The organism is Dyadobacter diqingensis, from assembly GCF_024220585.1.
In the GTDB taxonomy this organism is placed as follows: domain Bacteria; phylum Bacteroidota; class Bacteroidia; order Cytophagales; family Spirosomataceae; genus Dyadobacter; species Dyadobacter diqingensis.
Window position 1 is genome coordinate 134,644 of record NZ_JAMXKF010000009.1, and the last position, 22,658, is coordinate 157,301.

The window sequence follows — 22,658 nt, forward strand, 5'->3', positions numbered from 1 at the left end:
AATTGAAGATCTTACTTAGGGTAACAAGGACACAATTCTATGATATATATTACATATAAATTCGCCCACAGGCAGTTGAAGGATCATAGCTGTGATGAAGGAAAAGGCAAGCATCACTACTACTATAACCCAAAGAGCTCCACCTGTCAATTTTTTCTGGTTGTCATTTGGTGCAACGAGAGCAGAAACAAGTGCTAGTAAAAATATCCAAGTAAAAAGAGAAAAAAGAATTCCAAACAGCGTACGAATAAAAGAAAGGTTTAGCCACCAAGGATATATTGCAATTATTAGAACTCCTATAAGAGACATTAAGCCAATAATAATATTAAAGAGCTCTTTACGTCTGGTTGGATTAGTTTCTTTGATATGATAATGCAGATTCATATCAATAACTTTGCTGTAAGGGATTATCATACAATCTCCTGGTACATCCGTCATACCCTTCTTTTTCGGAGGTAAATCGGGATCATTTTCATCGGGTTGAAGCGTATGCGAAAAGCGTTTAGCTTCGGTTAAATAGATTAAATCTAGTTCGCCTGTTTTTGCTGAGATGGTATATTCGGCCAAAATACCTGACACTATCTTCTTTTCACCTTGATGCTCGACATCCATTACAATGTCCACATACGTTGTTAAGACTTTGCCCTTTTTACTTGGCTTAAAATCCCATGAGTATAGTATGTCACCTCTGAAATAATAATTCCATTGATTATTGAATCGAAGTACATGGAAAATTATATCAAGTCTGAGGATTCTAACTATTTTATGGGCTATGGTTCCGAGAAGGATGGAAAGGGCAAGATTGAAAAAAATATATACAAGAATATATTTAATTTGTTCAGAGCTAATAACTACAACTTTCTTTTTTTCCAGGTTTTCGAAAAATGCTGAAACAGGTGTAGTCAGCATGTCAAATGAAAATTTGGGATGCTGACTTAGAATAAGCAACGATAGCATTTGTACTATCAGTCCTAAGAAAATACTTGATATAAGGCGATCTGCGAAAATGCCGCCTCCGAATTGCTTGGTAAACTCGCCTTGGAAATAGAATCGTTTGAGGATGACCCCCGGAATTACTAGTAGAACAACAAAAATAATGCCATTGATCGTTACTGGTAACTCCATTAAAATTAAATTATGATAGAGTTATTTTACCAGTCGACAATTCAATTGATTCCTCTTTACTCTCTCCTCGCTGGATTTTTTCAATAGCGTCAATATATTTTTTCTTATCCTCTGGATTAGAAAAAATTCTCTTGGTCTCGCTACTCATGACCTGCATGTCAGACGAGAAGTAGGACTCTACGACATTCATAACTGCATTTTTAACTTCTCGTAGAGTATTTATAATGGAAGTGTTTAAAGTGTTTGAGGTCAACATTTACGAAATATTTAAAATGGAACGAAAATGTAAATTCACTTGCAATGTAACAACAATAACGATGATGCAATATGAAAAGTGCATATTTTATTTATAGTGAACTTAACAAAGAATATGGTTGGCGACCAGACCAAGTTTCATTTTTACCTCATATCCGTAAGCACTGTCGACGGAGACATAAAGCACCGGTTCGACTTGAATAGAATCGAAGTCAAGGAAATTTTTGCATACTCTCTCATCATGTTGAAGCTTGTTGATGATGGTTGCTACAATGTTTTCAGCATGGGTGTATGCTGAGTCCTGGCTTTCGCGATCGTTTTTATCGGGATAACACCATACATAAAATACAGTATTGAAATTGACCATTAAAATATGGCTTTCAACGTATTTGGTGGTGTATTTGGGACGCAGCACAAATATTCCGGGATAAACGTCTTCGGATACTGAATCTTCAAGCAACCGGTCCATACCGTTCCCGTCAGACATTTTTACGTATTTAACCCCTTTTTCTGCTTTTTGAGTTTCCAGAATGGGCGCGATGTAATCCCAAAATAAGTTATCGGTAGGTGTCATAATTAATCCTGATTTGCTTTGTGCCTTGCGATTTCGGCTTTTACGTCTTTGTTGTGTTCTTCCAGAAATTGAAAAACTTCATGGACATTGGCTGATTTGGTTGCGTCCATGCTTCCAAATACTTGTTTTTGAGAAAGCAGGTGTTGGTTTTTGATCATGGACTGGCCGGGAAATTCTTCGGGCACCGATGGAGAAGATCCGTCATCGTCAAAAAGGTCGAAATAGGAAAAGAAGTTTTTGACGGTTCCAAGGAAATAGACCATCACGAGCACTTTCTCTTCCATGTATTTATCCTTCAATAAGTCCGCACGGCGGCGTGAAAGATGTTCATTGTAATTTTCGCGGGTATCTCCGTTCCAGCTAGGGTCTGAATCGTAGTCGCCCGCGCGCTCAGGACGGCAGATGGTTGCGACCAGCAGGTTTAATCGCTCTTCCCCTTCTACAAGCTGCTTGATGAATGCCTGTGCATGGATATAAGCGTCGCACATTTCACCAAAGGTCATGCTCCGGAAACCTTCCTCGAAAAGGTGCCAATATTGGCCGTCAACTCTAAACTTTCTAAAAGGCTCGGTTGTCAGCTCACTTGTCCAAAGCCAGGAGACAAGATTCAAAAGCTGACATAAGGCTTCGGTCGACTGATCTTTTTGCTCCTCTGACCGTTTTGCACCAAAGAATTGCTGCATCAGCTTCTTCCATTGTTTCGGTGTAAAACCGAGTACAATGCGTAGAATGTTGTGATATGTGCTACCGGACTCCGGCAGCACATATAGGTTTTTAAGTAGCTCGGGAAGTCTTTTAGATTCTACCTCTTGCCAATTTTCAGGAATTTGAAAAACCTGACCGCTGATTGATATTTCCTGCATAAATGCGGTAATGACTTGATTATTGATACTTTGATTCAATCGTTATCCAGACTTCCTCTCCCTTGGCCAGCACCGCCGCAATATGCGATTGTAAGCGAAGGGTAGCTGTACGGCTTGATCCGACCATGTAATCTCCATTTTCCAACCCAAACATTAAACCAAGGAGCAGACAGCCATCGGTATTTTGGTGGGTGTTACCGGAATGAATCCTGATTCCTGCAAAGCCAGGCACACCGATCAAAATCGGCATCAGCCGCTTGAAGCGGTTCGAATAGGTAATATCCACTTTATACCGACCGACAGGAATGGCGGTGCGTCCGGGCTCCTTAATTTTCCTGATTTGCTCCAAGGGCATATCAACAGTGAGCCTGCGGTCTTTGTCTTCCAGAACATACTGCTCTATGAAACCGAAAGCATCCAGGGTACTCAGGGTCGTGTTTTCACCTTCCCACAAGCGCGTCATCTTAATTTCCATCGGCTGGTTTTTTAGTGGTGACGTAGCTTTTTATTGCGTCGTAGGCCAAAAGCAGGAGAGTTTTCTTTCCCATTTCAGCATAGTTTTCCTGAACAGACCAGAATTCGGTAGCGATGATGGTAATCAGAGCGGCATACTCGAAGGCATTAAAAATGGTCACTTCGACCCCTTTGATTTGAAGATGAGCCAGGCCATGCAGCGAGGCCAAAACACAGATGTAATACATCAGCTTGGAAAAGGTCTTGTCTTTGAAAACCTTGGCGCTGGCAGGCGCATATTTGACCGGGTCCAGATTGTGCAGGTATTTTACCTTTTGGATACCGGCAAACGCGTCATAGGCGAGCATCAGCAGCAAGAAAATGAGATACCTGAAATCAGAGAAAACATACATTTCGATGAATTCCAGCGTCCATGCTGCTAGACCGGCAACAAGTGCCCAAAGTGTTACTGAAAAGAAGTTTTCTGAAATAAAGTTTAAGTGGTGGGTCATAGCCGAAAAATAGCTTTCTAGGTAAGTTTTCATATTAATAGGGAGGGGTAAGTTTTCCAGATATGTAACCCAGAAGGAAGGCTTTGGCACTGCCTTTTCTGCGTTTTTTTCTTTCCACAGCGAGCAGCTGTTCGTACTGCTCTTTTTGCATTTGGAGCTGCAAGGACATAAGCCCGTTTTCAGCTCGAAGGGCGATAATTTGTTGGTTAAGGTGTTCATGGGATTTTTGCAGGTTTAAGACCACCGGTTTGAGTAGCTCGTAGCGAATCGCTGTATCCAGCAGAGCCTGCTCGTATTTTTGCTCTAAGGTTGCTTCGGTAATTTGCCCGAAGAGCTGCCCGATCGGCAGTATCAGAAGACATAACAGCAACAAATTTCGCAAACGACTCAGAAGCCGCTTCGTCGTAGAAAGCAGCTGAATCACGGTGCATCTTTGCCATCTCTGACTGCTGTAAGATTGAGTCTTTAAGGTTTTCACGTTCTGGAACCGCTGGGTTTAGGGTGTCAATTGTTTTAAACAGTAGGGTAAATGCGTAATAAGAAATGATCCCTGAAACAAAGAAGATTACAATTCCTATTAGGATGTTTTTTAACGACTTCATAAATTTTCGAGTTTGGTGTGAATTCCGTTTCCGGCCACAAGATTGGTCACTATTTTACCGTTTGGAAGGACGACATCTGGCGCGTGATTGGATTATCCAACCACCTTACAAGCTTTCTATTTTGGCATGGATTCCGTTTCCGGCCACCCTGTTTTTAACTGTACGGCCATTTGGAAACCGTACTTCCAGGTTGTGCCATAAATTGTCCGCATACGGGTTGATGTAGTACCAGGCGATCTTGCCGCCTTTGTGGATGGAATGAACGAAACCTCCTTTTCTTACATAGGCATCGATGATGTCATCTGCGTAAGTATTGGCCACTTTTATCCAGTCACCATCGTCGATCCGGAAAGTAAGGAAGTTTACGGAACCATCTTCCGGTATTTGTCCCCAGGTATCCAGATACACTTGCAGGCCGAACCGGCAAAGATCAGCGCCGGCATTGTATCCATAGTATCCAGCTCCACGGCGAGCGTAAGGAAAATCAGGGCTTGCAATCCATTGCATGTATCTTTCTGCGTTCGGATCAGGATTGCGGTAACTTGATTTCATCTCACCCGATCCGTTTTGAAGCCAGTAGGTAGGCTCCGGAGTTAAGGGATTGAATATTCTGCCCTCATTTATTTTTGCACCGCCGCCCCACTGGACAAATACTTTACCGAAAACCTGCGAAAAGAAAACAGATGTTATGATCGTATTCGGATCAAGCGGTATTTTGGCCTGATTAAAATACTTGCCTTCGGGGTAAGAATTTTCAAAAAAATTGTTTGGCCGCCATTCATGCTCCGGAGCCAGGAAAACACCGCCGTCATAACCCATATGCTCAAAGAGCATCAGTTTAAAAGCAAGGTCAAGTGGCTGTTTTTGCTGAATGTCCGGGGCATCCAGATAGACAGCTTCAACAATCAGGTTCGTGGTAGAAAGCGGTGCCCCCGGGCTGAAATTGGAGTAAGGCATTTCGTCGGGCAACAAACGAAACAACCTTTTGGAGGTTTCCGCTGACACCTGACCCAAATGGTAACTAGGCGGCCAGAACTGGAAATAATTGAAACAGTTGAGCGATTTAATTCCCTTACTGTCAAATAACTTTCTTTGGTTACTTACAAAGCCCTCATTAAAGTCTTTTAGCCAGGTCTTACTTGGATCAATTGCGTGAGACTGCTCCATGGTTTCGCCAATGTGAAGCGCGTCCGGGTATTGGTGCAGATCAATCATCCGCTGGACTTCTTCCGGCGTTGGATGGTCGGAAGGTTTGCCGCCGAATATTGTTGTCGAAAGCGGCACGTCGCTGTAAGTTTTTCCTTGCAGCCTTAACTGAAACGCCAGTGTTTCGTCACCGTTCGGACGCGGGATTTCGTGATGCCGAACGTGCGTAATCCCCTTTTTGGTAACCTGATCGATTGACCAGTCACCACGGGAAAGAATAAAAAAGCGATCCTTAGGCAATCTTGCTTCCGGCGAAATATCTGCCCATTGAGGCATCTGTAAACCCGGATTGAAATTTGCTGGAATATGATTGACAAAACCCGATTGCGAGCCGCCAAAGAAACCTGATTCAACACCGGCCGAAGCATTGTAAACAAAACTCTGACCTGCATCGTTTTTATAATAGCCACCCGGAACGCTACCGTCCTGCCCTTGACCCGGCCACTCATTGATTGAGCTGATCCCTACTTTTGATAAGAACTTGACAACCCGGAAACCGTTGTTCCGAGCCACAGCATAGTCTTTTAAAGGATTGGGTTGCAAGACAATATCGGCACCAACAATATACCTGTACTGATAATTTTCGTGCAAGTCATTTGCCGTGTTATCAGTAATGAAGTCGATGTCGCCAACCGTTCTGCGGGTGATGGATATGTGATCCCGCATGCCCTTTGTGATCAGCTTGTAATCAGCTGCGCCGGGATCAGTTTCGATAGGGGGATCGACTTCACCCGTATCTTGATTTTTAATCGAGAATTCTTGGTTTCTTGGTTCAGCAGTACAGGATACCGGCGTAAGCTTGATTTTATAATTACCAGCCGGAATAACTTTACCGAAGGGAAAAAATAGCGTGTTAACGTCGGGATTGTAAGATATCGTTTTGATCGTCTCAGTTCCCTGAACAAGTGACAGTGTAAGCGTTTTTAAACCATCCGCGTCGAACTGGATAGTCGCAGCTTCATTTGTGAAGCCATTGATCTTGAATGTCGGCTGCTTTTTGCAATCTGCTGTGCTGGGCGGATCAACTCCACCGGCGATCGTGAAAATACGGGAGTTTGAACCCGAGCAGTTGATTCCTTCGATACTGAAAGTGTACGTGCCGTTTGGAAACTGGGTCGGGAAAATTACGGCAAAAGTATTTTTCGTAGGCTTTATGCTGTCGATGTAAACCTTTGCCCCTGTAACCATGTATTTCATGTTGAATACACTGTCCGCGTCGAATTGAACGTCGAAGCCTTTACTGGTCACATTTTTAATTTCAACGATAGTCGGGCCTTTTGCGCATTTTTTTAACGCGACAGGTGGTTTGACACCGTTTAAAATGGCGATTAAGCTATCGATCGTCTTTTGCTGCCGGTCGACTTTGGTGGTCAGCTTATCAAAGTCGGACTTTTTTGCGTAGTCTGACAGGTTGATTGTCTGAGCCTGGACTCCTGAATAAAGCATCAGGAGCAGTAAGAGCAACTTTTTCATTTGAGGATTGGGGGGTTAAATTAAAACGTGGGATTTGTAGGTAAAATCTTCGTCCTCCTGGTCCGGCTCGCTAAGATTGGCGAGGTAGTACTCAGGGAACTGGTCGGCAGTAGCATAGCTATCCATAAAGGTTTTCAGACGGCCTATATACAGCTGGGCATCCTGCCAAAGCTGTTGGCGCTGCGCATTTTTGTATTTTGGGTCAGCCGGGTTTTCGTTGGATGTTCCGTCCCATTTACGGGTTTCACGAACACCGTTTTCGTCGATCTTGATCGGCAGATAAGGGTATGCTTCGTGTAGGGTAAGGTATGCCAGGGCCTCGCGGATTTTCTCGACCAACATCAGTTCCACCGGTGTCAGCTCTGCATCTTTGTCCATCCAGCGAACTTTGAGCCGGTCGAAGACTCCGGAGGTGATGGCGTCAGAGATATAAAGCTGCTCACCACGACGGATAAAGCGTTCGAGCTGGGCAAACAATCTGCGGTTTCTTCCAACCAGGGCAATGTAGCTGGTCAGCTCGTCTGCCGATCTCAGAAAATACTGGTTTCTTCGCTTGTAGGATTCGGACGCCGTCCAGACATCTGGTTTCAGCTCTTCCAGCGTTTCCCAGAAAAATTCCCACATGATATCCTGCATCGTCAGGTTCGCCTCACGTGTGTCGACGTACTCCCATTTAGTGATGGCCGTTGTCTGGGACGGTATATTTTTAGCGGCTCCCAGATCACCAACGCGAATTTTAAGCTGTGGTAAAGCCAGATCATAAGCCGCCCAACTGATACAGCCCTGTGAGATTTCGAGTAGTTCCCGAAGATTTACCAGATCAAGATCAGGGTTTGGGTTGTTCAGATCGATCTCGTTAAGGAAGTCGTAAAGCTCCTTACCGACGATGTTTCTGAACTCGCGTTCAGCTGCTTTGATGAATGGCTCAACGGTATGGAAATTCATTTTGCTCTGGATACCCCCGAGCTGGGCTTTAAAAATTTCTGAATTGACAATCATTACAGGGAGTGGTTTACAACAGCTTCGGAGCCGTTTGGATTTTTATCAAGGGTGGTTAATTGCACTTCCTTAAAGCCTGCAAAAACATCCTTGTAGCCCATCATGCGGATGGCGGTGTTGATGTCTTTCAGTACCGCGTGGCGGTGGATCGGGGTACGGAAATGCTGCTGATATTCGGCCATGACCCTGATCTGTGATCCTGAGTCATTGCCCGAGCCTGGGTTCACACCGGCAAGTGTTGGCAAGATACCGACCGAGTTGGCGATGTTCTGATCTGATTTTTTCCACACCTTGTCGTAGGCATCGTCAGACATTTCGTTTTTCAGCGGTTGCACGTCGACGTTATCCATCATCTTTCCGTCAGAGCCGCGCAGGTACTTGATCAGCATGGTTTTGTTGACATTCTTCTGACCGGCGAGCCAGCCGGAAAGATTGTCTGAAAACTTGCTCCACCGCGCTTTTGATTCCTTGCTGTCAACCGCGCGCATACCATCTTTATCAAAGTGATCCTGCGGCATACGGATCAGGTACTTGATGTTATACCCGTTCAGGATACCGTTTTTGTGAAAGGCGGTGATCAGGTTGGCCAGTTCGATCGCTTCTTCCGCACACCACCAGGAGGCAAATGAATAATAAGGCTGTCCGGGTTGGTTGGTTTTGGAATGTGAAACCGTGACGGTTTGCTTAACATTGAATTCGCGATCGAGGCGGTTGAAACCTTTGATTTTTTCGGTTTTGGTGAGCACCTGATGGTTGGCATAACCGAAATACGGGTTCACATGAAAATCACCGGCCTTGCCGATCCGTGTCTTGAAGGAGTCAAGAACCGAAAGATCAAACCAGTCTTCCATTGGATTGTATTTCCACTTTGTGAAAATGTTGGCATTGTCGACGCGCTGGTTGATGGCCGAGATGGTGTAATCTTGCAGGTCCGTTGACCAGCTCCAATCTTCGAGCCGGCTGTCAGTATATTCGACAAGCTGGCTTTTGCCTTCGATCATTTCCTTTTTGAAAAAACCGACACCGGAAGCGTAGATCATATCCCGGAGCGATTCGAGCAGGGATTGAACGGTGGTGTTTTTCTCGATCGCTTTGCGCATGACATTGGGCTGGTTGTCACCAGCGCCCCAACGGATATGCTCGAAAGCGTCATATTGTGACCAGGTGCTACCGCCAAAACTGGCGTCACGAGATCCGGTAAGTTGGAGGATAGCACCATTGTTGCCACCCTCGTTAAGCATAAAAAGGTTAGGGGAGAGTTGGGTTACCATTATTTGAATTCGCCGTTGGTGTGGTCAATAACCATCCCATCTACTTCGATGAGATAGTCGATTTTTATTCTGAAATGATATTTTTTCGAATCAGGAGGTTCGTCCAGATTGATGAACTGGAACTCGTGGCCTAAATTGATATTGCCACGGAATTTGCCTGAGCCAGGGAGAAGGCTGAAACTTTTGCTCACACGTTTTTTACAGCCGATCGAGCCATCCTTTTTCCGGTATTTGATGGAATGGACACTCGGTCTGCCTCTGGCATCGTCCGAGCGGATCAATGCCATCGCTATTTTTCGTTTGATTATTTGTCTGGCCACACTTCGCTGATTGTTTTTACGAAGTTGGATTTAGGTTGGTGGGGGAGAAAGGACGAAAAATGGGCTGTATATTTTTTAGAGAATGTATTCGTATATTCAGTTTCTGATAAACCTATCCATGAAATATGTCGATTATCATGTATTTGTTGTAAAAGCAGACATGGTTAATTTGAAATGGGATCCGGAGATAATATTTAAATTGTATTCAACTGATGAATTTTATAAAGGAATTAAAGCCAATGGATTGGATTTTGATTGGTGGTGCATTAGGTCTTCTGGCGAGCGGCGTGGTCTTATATGCGACATATTTAAATAATAGAAGTTCGTCATCAAAATCTTCAGCGATCTTAGACGGTGTCACGAAAGGTAAAGCCATAGGAGAAAACACCTATTCAGTTGTTACAAGTCTGGTGGAGGAAAATGATAAATTGAAAAAGGACATAGAAATTCAAAATGAAAAAATAAATAGACAGGCTGCTAAGATTGTAGAATTAGGAGAAACTAATGTTGAATTAAGTCTTAGGCTATCTGATAAGGCCGTCGCTATCTATGATAATTTGACAGGAGGGAATAGCATGTGCTACCTTAATTTTTCGGTTAATGCAACAACACGATTGGCAGATGTATTTTTACTCCAATTAGGTAGTATTTCACTCCCAAAAATAAAGGTCAGAATTATTGATCATCAGGCTACCGAGATTTTTGCTTCTAAGGACTATCTTACAATTCGAGAAGGGGAGCATTTTCCTTTAACTAAGATACAATTAAAGGACGAAACTGCGCATTTTAGTATTTCTTTTTCTGCCGAAAATGGCACTTGGAGCCAACAAGTTATTATTAGGAGAGAGGGAACATCAAATTATTCTCAGAAATACTTTAGTACTTATAGCCGGTTATACAAAATAGCCCAACCCTACATAGCCGAGACAAATTATAATTATAAACTCTTTGAAGAAAGGAAGGATGGTTATATCCGATCTCAACCCACAGCCGGCTACAAGCCAGAATTGTGGCCAGATTGGAAGGATTATATTTATCATTGTACTCCAACCGGTTATTTAATAGCTCACATCGAATAGCACCAAGCATATATTTTAGCCTCAAATTGTAAAGCATAAAAAGACCCGATCAGTGCTTCTGGTCGGGTCTTTTGCCATGACAAATCGTTAAGTTAACTTTTTTTTACTGGATTAGTCTTTAAAAAGTAAATGGTTTGTTTTAAATCAGCTGTGGAAGACTTGTTATTTGCATGTTGAAAGATTGCAAGAGGTTGATAGTTATTTTCTCCGATTTTATTCATCGCAGTGTCGACTAAGATCTTTACATCAGTGGTTAAATCGCCGGCCTTGCTTGGTATTGACGAACCTATAGTGTTACCAATAAAAATTTGGGCTTCATCAATAAGCTCATCGGCTTCTAGCTTGTTCATAAACAATTGGGAAAGTAATGATTAACTATTTTGTAATTGTTCATTTGTTTTACGTAACTGTTTTACAGATGTTGCTGTTACATTAAAATAGCAATTAATTCTGTCACGTTTAAAAACGAACCCTTCACCGATCATTGCTACAATAAATTCTCCATTGGTCATGTATTCTCCAATAACCTTTTCCATATCATGTTTCAGTCCATAACTGCTGTTGTCTTTTTGAATGGTCTTCATTTTGACATAAGATTGTGCAATAACCTTTCGAGCAGCATTTATTCGGTTAACTTGAAAATCATTTTTTGGTTCGTAATGCCCACCAGATTCAAAGCCATTGATGTCTAAATCTTCAGGGACTAATACTCCCGCTACTTCTTTCGTCTTTTCCATTAATTCTACTTTGAGGGTTAAAAAAATACTTTAAAACTCTTAAGAGGTATGTTACCGTAATCTACTTTCGAAATAGCAACCTTTAGTAAACGACTTTGTTCGACTAAATATAGGTATCATTTTTTATCCGTTTTGATAAAGCCCGCCGCATAAAGGGCTTGCATGATAACACTGATCAAGAGCACTTTTTTTAATACTTCGTGGAAGAAATCGCCATCAGGCTGCCGGTCATAATACACCATTGCCAGGTATAGCATGATATTTGCTCCAACCCACAGGATTGATATTAACGGGTACTTCGAGAATTTCCAGATTCGGTTCATGAAAGCAAAAATAATGATAAAAACCGCCACGATTTTGTGTGCGGTTTTTATCATTTTAAGCAATACCGAAAAAATTGAAAGAAACACCTTCTGAGATAGGTAGTTAAATCACTCCATGAATATTCGTTCCAAATATCACCTGAAACAAGTCAATATTTTGGTAGTAACCACCTTCTGTTTGTATTGAATCGACCTTGCACTCGGCATATATATTATCAAAAACTTTAAAATCTGGAAAGTGTTGGACAATAATTGCAATTAAATCAGGTGCGCAGTCGGCATGCAATTGGTTCAACGGGAAATAAGACAAATCTTTAACAAAAGTTAATGGTGACGTATTTAACATTGAAGTTTTTCTCGCAGGGCTTATTGGGTTTTGGTTAACCTCAGTTTTCGAACTATCCGCATAATAAAGGCCAATTTGATTCCCTATTAAACTTACATGAAAAATAATTCCTACAAGTTCGCTGTCACCCATCTCCGATTTGATGCGAAGAATCGCTTTGAATCCATCATTTGAGTCGTAGAACATGTCTCTTATCGGTCCAAATTTCCATCGAAAAGTTTCAAGCTCTTTAATCAAGTAATTCCATGTAGGGTGCAGATTTTCTTTTAACTCCCAGGATTTGACAAGTTCGGGCTTCAATTCATTTTTAAATTGTTCCAAACTGAAGTCCTGATCTTTCATGGCTTGATCTTTGAAATATTTGGAAATAATTTCCAAATATTCAAATGGGATATTATTGGCAGTTTGGGGCATAAATTGCTGGAGCGGTTGCTCCGTTTGCTGCGTAACCTTGATAAATTCTCGAACCGGGCATTAAGCTACGAATAATATTTGTGGATTGGGCTTCAAAGGCAGCCCAAGCAGCTGTATTACCCGGTGTTGCCGCATATGGAACTTCTCCTCTGACACCGATTCCGGCTAAGCCTGTCGCGTAAGTTGCTATTGCTCTTGCGGCCTTGGGAGTAAATTGCCAAACTTTGGTTCCGCCTACTATTGCTGAAGAGATGTCGCGAGAAACAAACAGATCAGGAAATACCTCGGCTACATATTGAATTGGTTTTTTGGATTGTCCAAAATAATCAAACGCTGGACTGGTATTCATTGCAGCATCGGTGATCCCATTTGTTAAAGAATATACCATGTTATTTTTAACATTAGCAGTGGCACCGTTTTCAAATGTTAGTCCTGTAACATTTAATAAATAAAAAGATCCGGTCTTGTCACCGGAAAATGGGAAAGTCCCTTTACAAATATTGTCGCCGGGCCTTGGAGATTCATCAGTTGGTTGATAAGTTGAAGAACCGCTATTAGGGCAAACAACGCATTCTCCAAGACCTCCAAGCCAATTCCCGTCCGGACCCTGATAAAATCCGATGCCATGATCTTCATCCTCTTTTTCTATACAACTTACATCACTATTATGGGTAAATGTGCACATCATCCATGAGGTTCCAAAACTAACGCAAGTAAACCACTGAGTCCATGCGCAAACCGTCTCATTTGTTCTAGCCTTGGCATCTCCTTTTAAAATATCCCTGAGCCAACCATTTTTCGCATAATATCCTCTAAGGAAGTTACCCTGAACATCTTCAACGATAACTTGGCCGCTGTACCTCTCTGTTTTACCTTCTAACCAATCTCGATCAGGAATCTTAGTTACTATTTCGTAAACATATTTATCATTTTTTTTACTGACGGTAAACCATGTTGTCTCGCTATATGCGACAACTGAACTGTCAGCCCTCTTGAGATAAATCTCTTGTTCAAGCGTAAATGGTACTATTAATCTTTTTATTCCACCGAGAGTTTGAGTATAACTTTTACTCCAATCTAACTTTCTCTTAGTTGTGCTTTCACTTTTGTCGCCAGCAGTTTTTCTAGCATTTTTCGAGGTTATTAACATTTCGTTTTCATAACCGCTTTTAACCTGGCTTATGTCGAAATCGTTCCTTGATGTGGCATTGTCGATAATTTTTTCGTCCTTATTTTGACATGAAATGCTAAAAAAAAGGAATGCTAATAAGATGAGTATTTTTTTCATTGAATTGTGTGAAGATAAGTGTGATTTTTTGATTAAAGTGGCTGATAATGAATTTCCCGGTGGACTTCTCGCAGACAGATTTTTTTTCATGGTTTGATTATTAATTGAGGATTTAAACAGAAGTAATGATACGCTGTGTACAACTAATATTACAAGAACTAGGCTGTTAAACAGGTAATATTACGTATATATCTAAGTAGCAATACGTTATGGTATGTTTTGTAAGATGAAGGAGATGTTAATTGATTGTTAAATTTCTTCTTTCAATTCTAAATTTCATCACTTCGGGATTTGGGAAGTAAGCTATGTTCGATTCAATTTTTTGAGTTTTCCCAAAATTTTCAAACACCTTTTTCTCGTTAAGAATGCTGGTAGGATCCACTGGCCAATTTATTGCGAATTAATCCCATTGTGTTTCTGTTTCGTCATAAGCTTGGCAATGTTCATCCAAAGGCCACTGCGACGCAGTTCTGCGGAAAGACGGTTGTATCGTAGGCCATAATGCTCGGCTATTTGTGTCAGGTTCATTCCACTTTCGAACATTGCTACGGCTCCAGATACATCCACTCTGGTAGATTTCGGTATGGGTTGTTCTACCGTTTTGGTTATGGGTACGTGATCAATCTTAACAGGTCCAATTGGGACATTTTTTAATTTGGCAGTCAATCGTACGAGCATCGCTTGTTTTTCCAATGCCGATAGGTCTTCGAATTTAGCCTCCCAGCGTTTGAGTTTTCTGGTGATCCTCTCGCGCTCCCGGTAGTCTTCGCCCAGGTATTGGTAGTCATGCAGTTCTGCTGGCTCCGGATAATTCATCCACAATTGCTCGGTAGCCATTCCAGCTCTTGTTTTGCTTTCGAACTCGATCATGCGCCATGAATGTTCTTCAAGCCAGGCCTTATAAACCTCATTAGGATATGTACTGATGGCGATTTTTGCCATTTTAAACTCTGTACAAATCAATTTTAGAAGATGGCAATGTTCGTAGGCAGTTATCTCAAATTTGTACTTTGTCCCTGATTTGCGAGAATCCAAAGGGTAGGGCGGGTCCAGATAGATAAAAACGTCCTCTCTGTCCAGGTCATTTATAAAGTCGTTTGCAACCTGAAAGAAAGAGCCTTCATACAAATGGGTCGGTGATACTCCCGCATTAATTAATCGATGGATAACAGTGCGGTCGCGATCAATTAAAAGATTTTCCTTCGCTTCTAATTTCTTCCGAAAGACACCGGCCATTCCGGCGAAACCTTCGACATAAAGACGGTGTGGCGGTATCTGGTTGATAATGGTCTGGTATGTTCCGCTTCCGGACTTACCGCCAAAATAGGAGGTACTCTCTTTCATGCGTTTTTTGTTAAATGGTAATAAATTGAACCTTCCAGAGCTTCGACTAAGGCTATCGGCACGGACAGCAGCAGTTCCATGAAGAGCACTGCGATTAAAGCGGAAGCGATAGCCCAGTAGAGAATTGTGTACAGGTACTTGTTCATAATTTGGGGTTTACTGTTTTTTTGGTTTCTGAGTAAATGATGGCCAGCAGTATGATGATTGTTATCATGGCTTGTCAGAATAGCTGGGTTGGAAACTTTGGCTTCATGCTCATATTTACAAGCTCCTGATCAAGGCTGGCCAACACCCACTGAAGCACCGGTGTGATATCTTCCTTTTGAAACCTCAAATGCAGGATCCTGGCAACACTTAGCGGGATAGTATAAACGACCGGTTTATTAGTTGGTTTTTGTCTGTGGCTTCGAAACTTGTTTTGAAGCTTTTCAGAGAATTCTGCCAAGACAATCAGGTCGTTACGGACATCAGGATTTCTTAGAATCCCAATAGACTTGTTTAAAACGTACATAGTCAGCTGCTCCGCCTCATGCTTAGCAAGGCGAATTTTGACAGGAAATAGCATTGTTTTTGGGGCTTAAAGAGTGAATTTTACCAAGGCGCAACCGGCTGAACTATCTTCCATCCTTTATCGTACTGATAAATTTTGTTGTGCTTGCCGGCGTTCTTGTACACTCTGGTATCGAAGATGGCCGCAGACTCAGCACTGTGAAGGAAATACTTATCAAATACCCTGAACATTTCGCTGATTCCGTCTCCTATATTCAGAATCCATGGCTGTTTGAATTCGTTGCTCCACCGGCTCCATGTGCGTCCGTCCTTAAATTTAATGACCATGTAACAGCTCGCCTTGGCTTTTTGTAGTTCTTGATTTTCCGGTGAAAGGCGCTTTCTGTCTCGGGATTGATCGGGGTTTTGGTTGGTTCTCATAGTTTTAGAGTTTACTGTTTATAGAATCAATTAATTGATAGATAGTGTAGGCGAGCTCTGGAATGATAGCATTTCCGAGGGCTTTAAGTCTGTCCACCCGATAGGGTATCCCATTACCCACTCCACAAAGATCGGGTGCAACCTCAGACCATTCAGTTTCCCATTCGTCTGGGAAATACACTCCAGAATATTTTTCTGCGATTGATTCACCCCAGCCTTGTGATCGCTTGCCAGCGGTGTCCTCAATAGGCTCACCTGTGTGGCTATACCATCGCCCGACTTCGCCGACATCCCTTTTCTGTTGTGATTTCCGTGCACGGTCGGCGTTGCCAGACCTTTGATGTCGTTCCGAAGGGAAGATTTCCGGTTCAGGCCGCCAGAGGTTCCCTTGTAATCCGCCGCTTGGGGTGTTGAAAGCCCCCGAATGTCGCTTCTGATCGATTTGCCCTGACTTCCGCCAGTTGTTCCTTTCGAGTCTGAACTGCTCGGAGTACCCAATGAAGAAGACCCGGTTCCTTTCGTGCCACGCACCGACCGATGAAGCAGGGAGTACGACAATCCGAACTTGGTAACCTTCTGCTTCCAGGAGTGCGACCACTTCTGATGATGCTTCATCGGTAAGGATTCCTGCAACATTTTCACCAACAACCCAAGGGGATCTGATTTCTCGGGCGATTCGACAAACCTGTGGGAAGAGATAGCGGACGTCGAATCGTCCTTTTTTGAGGCCGGAATGGCTGAACGGCTGGCAGGGAAAACCTGCGGAAAAGACATCGATTTCGTTCTGATACTGCTGTCCGTTAAGTTTCTTGATGTCACCATGAATTCTAACATTTTGTCCAAATAATTGTCTTAATCTTACTCTTAACCAAGGATCAATCTCGCACTGGAACCGGTTTTCCCATCCTACGCGGTAGGCGGCCAGATCAAAACCGCCGATTCCTGTGCAGACCGAGGCGTGTACTAGCCTAGTCGACGTCATATCCGTATCCATCATAATTCCAGTCTTTTAGGTCTTCGATCAGTTGAACGGTAGCCTCGCTGATGTGGCTGGCTTGTTTTTTTCTGGCCAGTTCCTGCTGGCGTCGTGGTTTAGCGAACTGCGGTCTTGCGAAATCAATGCTTTGCTGGTACAAATACTGGTTGCAGAATTTCTCTTGCCATTCTTGTCCCATTCCTGCAAAAACAGTGTTATAGAACTTGAAAAGAGCGAGTTGGTTCATGTATTGAACCTCGATTCTAAGCTTGGTTCCGGCACGAAGGTTTTCGAAATCACGTCTCGCGGTACGTAAAATGCGTTCGCATCGGTTCTGCTTGGCAAGTTCCCGTTTAGAGGCGTGAGCACTGCGGTTTGCAGCAAGCCGCTCTGAATCTTTCTTGATCCAGCCCTCAATCCCTATGAAACCGTTCGTATTTGCATTGTCAAAATAGCCTTTGCCTGGAACATAGACCGCATAAGGGTCACATTTGTAGGCACCGGGATTATTATCGTAGTATCTGCCCGCTTTATCCAGCTTTGAAAGTTGGTGTACCTGAAAATCAACCCATTGCTGATCGGTTCTTTCGTCCTCAAAGTTGTTGTAAACACCAGCGTAAATCGCGGCGATTGCTTTCGTTTTTTGTTCGACCGAGAATTCGCGGCCAGTGTAAAGAACCCGCAAAGCGTGAATCCAGAATTCCAAAAGGTATTCCATGTGCTTCTGTTTCAAACCTTTTGGCATTTTTGGTCTGCGAGCATCAAGCATCTGCGTGGCCTTTGCGCGTCGCTGTTGGTCGTTTCTGGCTGCTATCTGCTCGCGGCTCAAAATTTCGCCGCCGCCCCCAATCTCTTCTCTAAGTACAGATTCGGTGTCTTCTGCGGGCTGGGCAGGGTTGTCTGCTTGACCCCTCTCTCCGTTTAAATTCTCTCCGTATGAAATAAACCCATGTTGAGAATTCAACATGTCCGCACTCCCTTTTTCCTTTGCTAAAGGCTTTACATAGGTACAGATATGCGGAAAATTTTTCTTCTTTTCGCCTAAAAGGGCGGTTTTTGGGGCGTTTTGAGCTTTTTTCGATTCGGCAATTTCAGCCTCGCCAAACAAAATTTTTGGGCTTATCCACAGCTCAAATGCCTTCAGACTGCCGTGAAATTCTTTCGTCAGGAACTTCAAATCGATCAGGCGATCTATATGATTGCGTACGGTACGGTCGCTGATACGGCACTTAAAACCTAGCCTTACGCAGTTGGTGCGAAGTGCAGGTAAGTGGCCTAAATGATAGGTTCCGTCCGGAGCTATCTTGATCTGGTTGTTGTAAGCGTACACGTATTCGGACAGAATTGTGTGAAACGTGGTTGTGATCGCTTCGGGGATAAGTCCCACACGGCGGGTAACCACAGTTTCAGTCAAATCCTTATTTTTACGGATGTGCTCAGCCGTTGGGCATGCATTGTCATGCGCATTGAAAGCCTCTGAGGCTCTGCGCATAACGTCACTCATTTCAATTCTATTAAGCATTAAAAAACTACGTTGAATCGTATACGTTTGGTAAAATTTCCCCTTACCCCGTGACGGACATCACTCCGTCACGGATCAGAGATTTGTAGTTCAGCCTTATTGGCGTCTGCCCTACCCCGCGAAGACACTGGGATTCGAACCCAGACAGAATGGTGTGGAACCAAACGCGCTACCGTTGCGCCATGCCTTCATAAATTGTATCCGGTTAGAAACCGGTACAATTTGATTGTAAACCCTCTCCTCTATTCTTGGTGTTGGCCAAGCTCTTTTTGAATGATCTCTTCGACCTGAAGAGTTACCTTAAAATATTGTTGTGGATGGGGAATGTCCATTTCTCTGACCTGCTCGTCAACGTGCTTAAAGGCACGCCATTCCCATCCTGAACCCTGGCCTATGTCCTGCACATAAGCCAAGGTTTCGGTAAACGGCTTACTCATGCCGTCCAGCGTATCTTCGTTTCTGTATCTTATATAGGCGTGAAGCCTTAAATTTATTTCTACCCATTTGTAGTGCCAGATCGAAACAGATGGCGCAGTTGCTACAAATTCCATCCAGTTGAAAAGATGATCTTTCACGGTTACTTGCTCGTTTTGACACTGTAAATGAATATTCCTGCGAATATTATCAGACAAAAACCGATGATTTCGGCAGCGTGGTTTGCGAAAAAATTAGCAATTGATTCTCCAAATAAAACAAGCATGGTAACTCCGATTAGAGCGTGTAGTGGTTTCATGATTGGATGAGGGGTTACTGTTATGAATTAAATCGCCTTACGATTAACTTGCTTCATTGTTGGAAGCAATGGAGCTTTTACCAAAGCGCGGGATTCAAAGTCTGAATCGAGGTAATCGACCCTGTACCGGATGTTATCACCTTCGGCGAAATAGCGCAGCCAGCCATCCTTTCGCCATTTCCGTATAGTAGTGAGCGATACTTTCAATCGTTCGCAGGCTTCCGGTTCCGTCAGGTATGTAGAGCTGGTCTGATACGAGATAATTTTTTCGTTTTGGTACCTCACAGTTTCCAGCAATTCGAGCTGTTCGGCTGGAAGGCTAAGGGCGATCGTTGTCTGGTTCATACGACAGGTGTGTTTTGAATACCGGCAATTTTTTCAAGTGCGATGGTGACACGCTCGATACGATCTACATGGCCGCGACCGGCGCTCGAATGTGCCTGGGCAACCGACCGCATATAGTCGACCCCGAGCTTGGTGTTAAAGAATGGGTCGGCCTCAGATAGCTCAGTTCTCCAATTCGTGCCCACTGTATCTTTTGCCCGTGCAAACCTGATAAGTAGCCGCTCTTTTATCGTAAGAACCGTTCCCTCAGTCGCGTTTGTTAAATCTTCCATGCTTTTGTATTTTGCGTAAACCATAAATGGTATATGCAAAAGTATAATTAATAATTATACTTTCAAATTTATAATTATATTTTTTTTATTAAAAATGGATAGTTCAGGGAAGAAGATTAAAAAACTGCGTGAAGACTTAGGTTTAAGTCAAGAGGAGCTTATGAAAAAGTTAGAAAAAACCTCTAAGCAAACAATCTCAAACTGGGAAAATGATAGAAGCGAACCAACTATCCATGATTATCGAAAGCTGGCAGAGATATTTAGTACCACCGTGTCATATTTAATTGGAGAATCAACTGCTCCAAGCAATACAAGCTCAGACACTATCACGATATCCAAAGACGAGTTTATCGAACTCCAACGCAAAGCTTTGAAACAAGAAGAAGCAAAAGTTAAAAAGTTGGAAGAGCAGGTTTCTCAGCTCAAAAATGATTAGTTGGTTCCTGTTTCTACCCAATTCTGTCGGCAGTAGACGTGATATTTTGGGTAAGTAACGCAGGGCTTTTACTGATCTTCGTCAGTTTTTTTATAGAAGTAGTTCTAATTTGTTGTTTGTTAGAATTTTAGTTGAGTTTTATTTTTTATCACACTATTGAAAATATTTTATGGGATTTTTTTCCAATGTATTTAAAATTACTCCGTCTGCTGGGCATCCGTTTCCTGGTTTGTACACACTTGAGTTGAAGATCGATGATGCGATAACGAAGGATCTCAGGGTGCCAGATTCTGCTTCAAGACACCGACGAGACTGGAATGAATCAATGAAAGGCCTTTGCTATATTTTGGCAATTTTGCTTTTTCTGGGATGTAAGAATAAAGATCCCAAAGTAGAACCGCTCAAAACATCTGTCCTGACATTAACAGTAATGGGTTACGAAGATTCTTCCAATAAAGAACTTAAGCCATATGAAGGTTTGAAGGTATATTTCTTTGATTATTATCAGCTTGAAAAAGATGATGCTACTGTTGGGATTCGCAGCTTCGATATTGCAACTGGCGCTATGACGTTGGCGTCTGGGAGAACCTATCCTTACAGCCAAGTTGGCGTAATAGATAAATTTGGAAAATGTTCTATGTCTATACCCTATGGTGAGCATAGGGTATTTCTGACCAACGGCATTAAAGCTGATTCATCGGGAACTCCATTTTACTCAAATTTCCGTATCTCGGCCACAGGCCCAAATACGGATAAGAGTGTTGAGTTAAAAATTCACTAAGTGTAGCTTTGACGCTCTCTAGTACGGTTAAAAAACAGTGATAATGCTTTTGAATCATTATACCAATATGTGATTAATGTTCCTCCTTTCTGCAAGGTCAATGAACATGATTATGATAGAATAATGGAGCTTGCTGTCAGGGAGAAAATGTATCTTCATGGCGTAACGAAATTTTGAATCAAAAGACCAAAATGTAGAAATCAATGCAATGAAGACACAATTGCAAAAACAATCTGATACAATAGAGTCGTTAAAGAGATCCCAACAGCAATTCCAGAAACAAATAATGTTTTTTGATTCATTGAGATTGTCTCGGAAGACTGGGAAGTAATTTCGTCTTTCATTTGAAGTTTGACTAAAATATTGCCAAAATAAGCCAGAATGTTAGTAAAGCTATAAGCATCCAGAGATTGACAATTTTCCTTTTGGAGGAAAAGTATTTGAGTCGCCAATATTCGGCACTAAGGTAATTGTTCAGGTCGTTTTCTTTACTCATGGTATGGACTAATTATTTTTCAAATGTATGCAAATACAAAAAATGTTTCAGGGCTGTTTCAGGAGTATATTTTTATTTGTCCATAATTACTGAAAAATCAGCTTGTTAAATATAAAAGGTCGTATTCCCGTCGCGGTCACAAATATTTAATCTAATAAGTTACTTACAACACATAAGGCCAGATAATTACATAAATTATCTGGCCTTATTTCTTTTCAATCTGGAAAGGTATTAACAAGCTTTTTATCTCAGATAAGCTTTTTAGTTAATTCGTAAGTCAAAAGCGATTTGCCGTTAGGAAGAAAATTTTCTTCTAAACCATTGCACTCAAAGCCAAAGGACAATGCCGTTTTTTGCAAATTTTTTTTGTCAACTGTTTTGAAAATACTCGCTACCGATTTAATGGATTCGACCCCTGTTTGACTAACAGATTGTACGCCATTGTTAGACTGAATCGTGACGATCAGCTTTGCATTCGTGGCAGTATTGTGCTTAATAAATTCAAAACATTTTTCAATCTCAACATATTCAAAAATTAACGCCGCCCAAACAAAATCGGCCTTAATACAGGATACATCCGAAGAGCCAATGTCTGTGCTCACAAGGGTTAGCTGCTTGATTTTTTCACCAAATCTTTTCCAGGTTTCTTCTAAATAGGTTTCATTTATATCAATCGCGCAAACACTCTTTGCCGTATCGGTATCGATGTGCTCGAAACCGTTGCCACCGCTTATCCCTAAAAACAAAATGTTTTCCGGATTGTATTTCGTCAGGTATTTGCCGGTCAGATGATTTAGTAATTTGGCTTGCCCGACATCCTGGTGCTCCATATGACGCTCATAATCAGCTAACGGAATGTTATTCCAGGGGTTGATATTATCCATATTATGTAAATTAAAAGCTTAAATCGGGTTTATTTCGGTAGATCCGGGCATTTACATTTAATAACACCTGACTGGCTCTATCAGCTAACACTTTAAACC

At 42.3% G+C, this 22,658-nt stretch carries 28 protein-coding genes and 1 tRNA gene; 3 read left to right on the forward strand and 26 right to left on the reverse strand.

The annotated features are described in order from the left end of the window. Positions 1 to 15 precede the first annotated feature (15 nt). The 11 genes from M1L62_RS22080 to M1L62_RS22125 form a co-directional block, all read right to left on the reverse strand. A complete protein-coding gene (locus M1L62_RS22080) occupies positions 16 to 1,125 on the reverse strand; it encodes a hypothetical protein (RefSeq protein ID WP_254561798.1) in 1,110 nt (369 codons plus the stop codon). Between the two features lie 358 nt (positions 1,126 to 1,483). Then, complete coding sequence (locus M1L62_RS22085; RefSeq protein ID WP_254561799.1) at positions 1,484 to 1,954, reverse strand: hypothetical protein; 471 nt, start codon at positions 1,952 to 1,954, stop codon at positions 1,484 to 1,486. Between the two features lie 2 nt (positions 1,955 to 1,956). Then, positions 1,957 to 2,817, reverse strand: coding sequence for a hypothetical protein (locus tag M1L62_RS22090; RefSeq protein WP_254561800.1), 861 nt, complete (start codon positions 2,815 to 2,817; stop codon positions 1,957 to 1,959). Positions 2,818 to 2,836: 19 nt separating this feature from the next. Next, positions 2,837 to 3,292 carry a DUF5675 family protein gene (locus tag M1L62_RS22095; RefSeq protein WP_254561801.1) on the reverse strand — a complete coding sequence of 152 codons (456 nt, stop codon included), beginning with the start codon at positions 3,290 to 3,292 and terminating at the stop codon, positions 2,837 to 2,839. Further along, on the reverse strand, positions 3,282 to 3,815 hold the full coding sequence (locus M1L62_RS22100) for a phage holin family protein (RefSeq protein ID WP_254561802.1): 534 nt from the start codon (positions 3,813 to 3,815) through the stop codon (positions 3,282 to 3,284). The genes M1L62_RS22095 and M1L62_RS22100 overlap by 11 nt, the downstream gene beginning before the upstream one ends. Position 3,816: 1 nt before the next feature. After that, on the reverse strand, positions 3,817 to 3,951 hold the full coding sequence (locus M1L62_RS29445) for a hypothetical protein (protein WP_256527754.1): 135 nt from the start codon (positions 3,949 to 3,951) through the stop codon (positions 3,817 to 3,819). Positions 3,952 to 3,997: 46 nt separating this feature from the next. Further along, positions 3,998 to 4,384, reverse strand: a complete 387-nt coding sequence (locus M1L62_RS22105; RefSeq protein ID WP_254561803.1) for a hypothetical protein — start codon at positions 4,382 to 4,384, stop codon at positions 3,998 to 4,000. A gap of 105 nt (positions 4,385 to 4,489) precedes the next feature. Beyond that, entirely contained in the window at positions 4,490 to 7,063 is a 2,574-nt protein-coding gene (locus M1L62_RS22110) for a hypothetical protein (RefSeq protein ID WP_254561804.1), read from the reverse strand. Between the two features lie 15 nt (positions 7,064 to 7,078). Continuing rightward, positions 7,079 to 8,062, reverse strand: coding sequence for a DUF6712 family protein (locus M1L62_RS22115; RefSeq protein WP_254561805.1), 984 nt, complete (start codon positions 8,060 to 8,062; stop codon positions 7,079 to 7,081). Beyond that, a complete protein-coding gene (locus tag M1L62_RS22120; RefSeq protein WP_254561806.1) occupies positions 8,062 to 9,333 on the reverse strand; it encodes a hypothetical protein in 1,272 nt (423 codons plus the stop codon). The genes M1L62_RS22115 and M1L62_RS22120 overlap by 1 nt, the downstream gene beginning before the upstream one ends. Beyond that, the gene (locus M1L62_RS22125; RefSeq protein ID WP_254561807.1) at positions 9,333 to 9,653 is read right to left on the reverse strand and encodes a hypothetical protein; all 321 of its coding nucleotides are present in this window, start codon (positions 9,651 to 9,653) and stop codon (positions 9,333 to 9,335) included. The genes M1L62_RS22120 and M1L62_RS22125 overlap by 1 nt, the downstream gene beginning before the upstream one ends. Positions 9,654 to 9,865: 212 nt before the next feature. Between M1L62_RS22125 and M1L62_RS22130 the strand changes: the two genes are divergently transcribed. Next, positions 9,866 to 10,732 (forward strand): hypothetical protein, encoded by an 867-nt coding sequence (locus tag M1L62_RS22130; protein ID WP_254561808.1) that lies wholly within the window; start codon positions 9,866 to 9,868, stop codon positions 10,730 to 10,732. A 92-nt stretch (positions 10,733 to 10,824) separates the two neighbouring features. Here the strand turns inward: M1L62_RS22130 and M1L62_RS22135 are convergent, their stop codons facing one another. The 14 genes from M1L62_RS22135 to M1L62_RS22200 form a co-directional block, all read right to left on the reverse strand. Further along, positions 10,825 to 11,082: a hypothetical protein gene (locus M1L62_RS22135; RefSeq protein ID WP_254561809.1), complete on the reverse strand. Its 258-nt coding sequence runs from the start codon at positions 11,080 to 11,082 to the stop codon at positions 10,825 to 10,827. Positions 11,083 to 11,103: 21 nt separating this feature from the next. Further along, on the reverse strand, positions 11,104 to 11,469 hold the full coding sequence (locus M1L62_RS22140) for a hypothetical protein (protein WP_254561810.1): 366 nt from the start codon (positions 11,467 to 11,469) through the stop codon (positions 11,104 to 11,106). 116 nt (positions 11,470 to 11,585) lie between these two features. Then, entirely contained in the window at positions 11,586 to 11,846 is a 261-nt protein-coding gene (locus M1L62_RS22145) for a hypothetical protein (RefSeq protein WP_254561811.1), read from the reverse strand. A gap of 49 nt (positions 11,847 to 11,895) precedes the next feature. After that, positions 11,896 to 12,480, reverse strand: a complete 585-nt coding sequence (locus M1L62_RS22150) for a hypothetical protein (RefSeq protein WP_254561812.1) — start codon at positions 12,478 to 12,480, stop codon at positions 11,896 to 11,898. 52 nt (positions 12,481 to 12,532) lie between these two features. Next, the gene (locus M1L62_RS22155; protein WP_254561813.1) at positions 12,533 to 13,930 is read right to left on the reverse strand and encodes a hypothetical protein; all 1,398 of its coding nucleotides are present in this window, start codon (positions 13,928 to 13,930) and stop codon (positions 12,533 to 12,535) included. Positions 13,931 to 14,230: 300 nt separating this feature from the next. Beyond that, positions 14,231 to 15,184, reverse strand: a complete 954-nt coding sequence (locus M1L62_RS22160; protein WP_254561814.1) for a DNA adenine methylase — start codon at positions 15,182 to 15,184, stop codon at positions 14,231 to 14,233. Positions 15,185 to 15,404: 220 nt separating this feature from the next. Continuing rightward, a complete protein-coding gene (locus tag M1L62_RS22165; protein WP_254561815.1) occupies positions 15,405 to 15,749 on the reverse strand; it encodes a hypothetical protein in 345 nt (114 codons plus the stop codon). A 26-nt stretch (positions 15,750 to 15,775) separates the two neighbouring features. Beyond that, positions 15,776 to 16,114, reverse strand: a complete 339-nt coding sequence (locus M1L62_RS22170; RefSeq protein WP_254561816.1) for a hypothetical protein — start codon at positions 16,112 to 16,114, stop codon at positions 15,776 to 15,778. Between the two features lie 4 nt (positions 16,115 to 16,118). Then, complete coding sequence (locus tag M1L62_RS22175) at positions 16,119 to 17,111, reverse strand: DNA cytosine methyltransferase (protein ID WP_374760317.1); 993 nt, start codon at positions 17,109 to 17,111, stop codon at positions 16,119 to 16,121. Then, positions 17,083 to 18,612, reverse strand: a complete 1,530-nt coding sequence (locus tag M1L62_RS22180; RefSeq protein WP_254561818.1) for a hypothetical protein — start codon at positions 18,610 to 18,612, stop codon at positions 17,083 to 17,085. The genes M1L62_RS22175 and M1L62_RS22180 overlap by 29 nt, the downstream gene beginning before the upstream one ends. A gap of 119 nt (positions 18,613 to 18,731) precedes the next feature. Beyond that, positions 18,732 to 18,802, reverse strand: a tRNA-Trp gene (locus tag M1L62_RS22185). Positions 18,803 to 18,854: 52 nt separating this feature from the next. Then, a complete protein-coding gene (locus M1L62_RS22190; protein ID WP_254561819.1) occupies positions 18,855 to 19,187 on the reverse strand; it encodes a hypothetical protein in 333 nt (110 codons plus the stop codon). Positions 19,188 to 19,372: 185 nt separating this feature from the next. Beyond that, positions 19,373 to 19,690, reverse strand: coding sequence for a helix-turn-helix domain-containing protein (locus M1L62_RS22195; RefSeq protein ID WP_254561820.1), 318 nt, complete (start codon positions 19,688 to 19,690; stop codon positions 19,373 to 19,375). After that, the gene (locus M1L62_RS22200) at positions 19,687 to 19,962 is read right to left on the reverse strand and encodes a hypothetical protein (RefSeq protein ID WP_254561821.1); all 276 of its coding nucleotides are present in this window, start codon (positions 19,960 to 19,962) and stop codon (positions 19,687 to 19,689) included. The genes M1L62_RS22195 and M1L62_RS22200 overlap by 4 nt, the downstream gene beginning before the upstream one ends. A gap of 94 nt (positions 19,963 to 20,056) precedes the next feature. On the opposite strand from M1L62_RS22200, the gene M1L62_RS22205 reads away from it, so the two are divergent. Together M1L62_RS22205 and M1L62_RS22210 are read left to right on the forward strand one after the other, a co-directional pair. Beyond that, a complete protein-coding gene (locus M1L62_RS22205) occupies positions 20,057 to 20,398 on the forward strand; it encodes a helix-turn-helix domain-containing protein (RefSeq protein ID WP_254561822.1) in 342 nt (113 codons plus the stop codon). Between the two features lie 169 nt (positions 20,399 to 20,567). Beyond that, on the forward strand, positions 20,568 to 21,179 hold the full coding sequence (locus M1L62_RS22210) for a hypothetical protein (protein ID WP_254561823.1): 612 nt from the start codon (positions 20,568 to 20,570) through the stop codon (positions 21,177 to 21,179). A gap of 744 nt (positions 21,180 to 21,923) precedes the next feature. On the opposite strand, the gene M1L62_RS22215 is transcribed toward M1L62_RS22210, so the two are convergent. Then, positions 21,924 to 22,559, reverse strand: coding sequence for a hypothetical protein (locus M1L62_RS22215; RefSeq protein WP_254561824.1), 636 nt, complete (start codon positions 22,557 to 22,559; stop codon positions 21,924 to 21,926). Between the last annotated feature and the right edge of the window lie 99 nt (positions 22,560 to 22,658).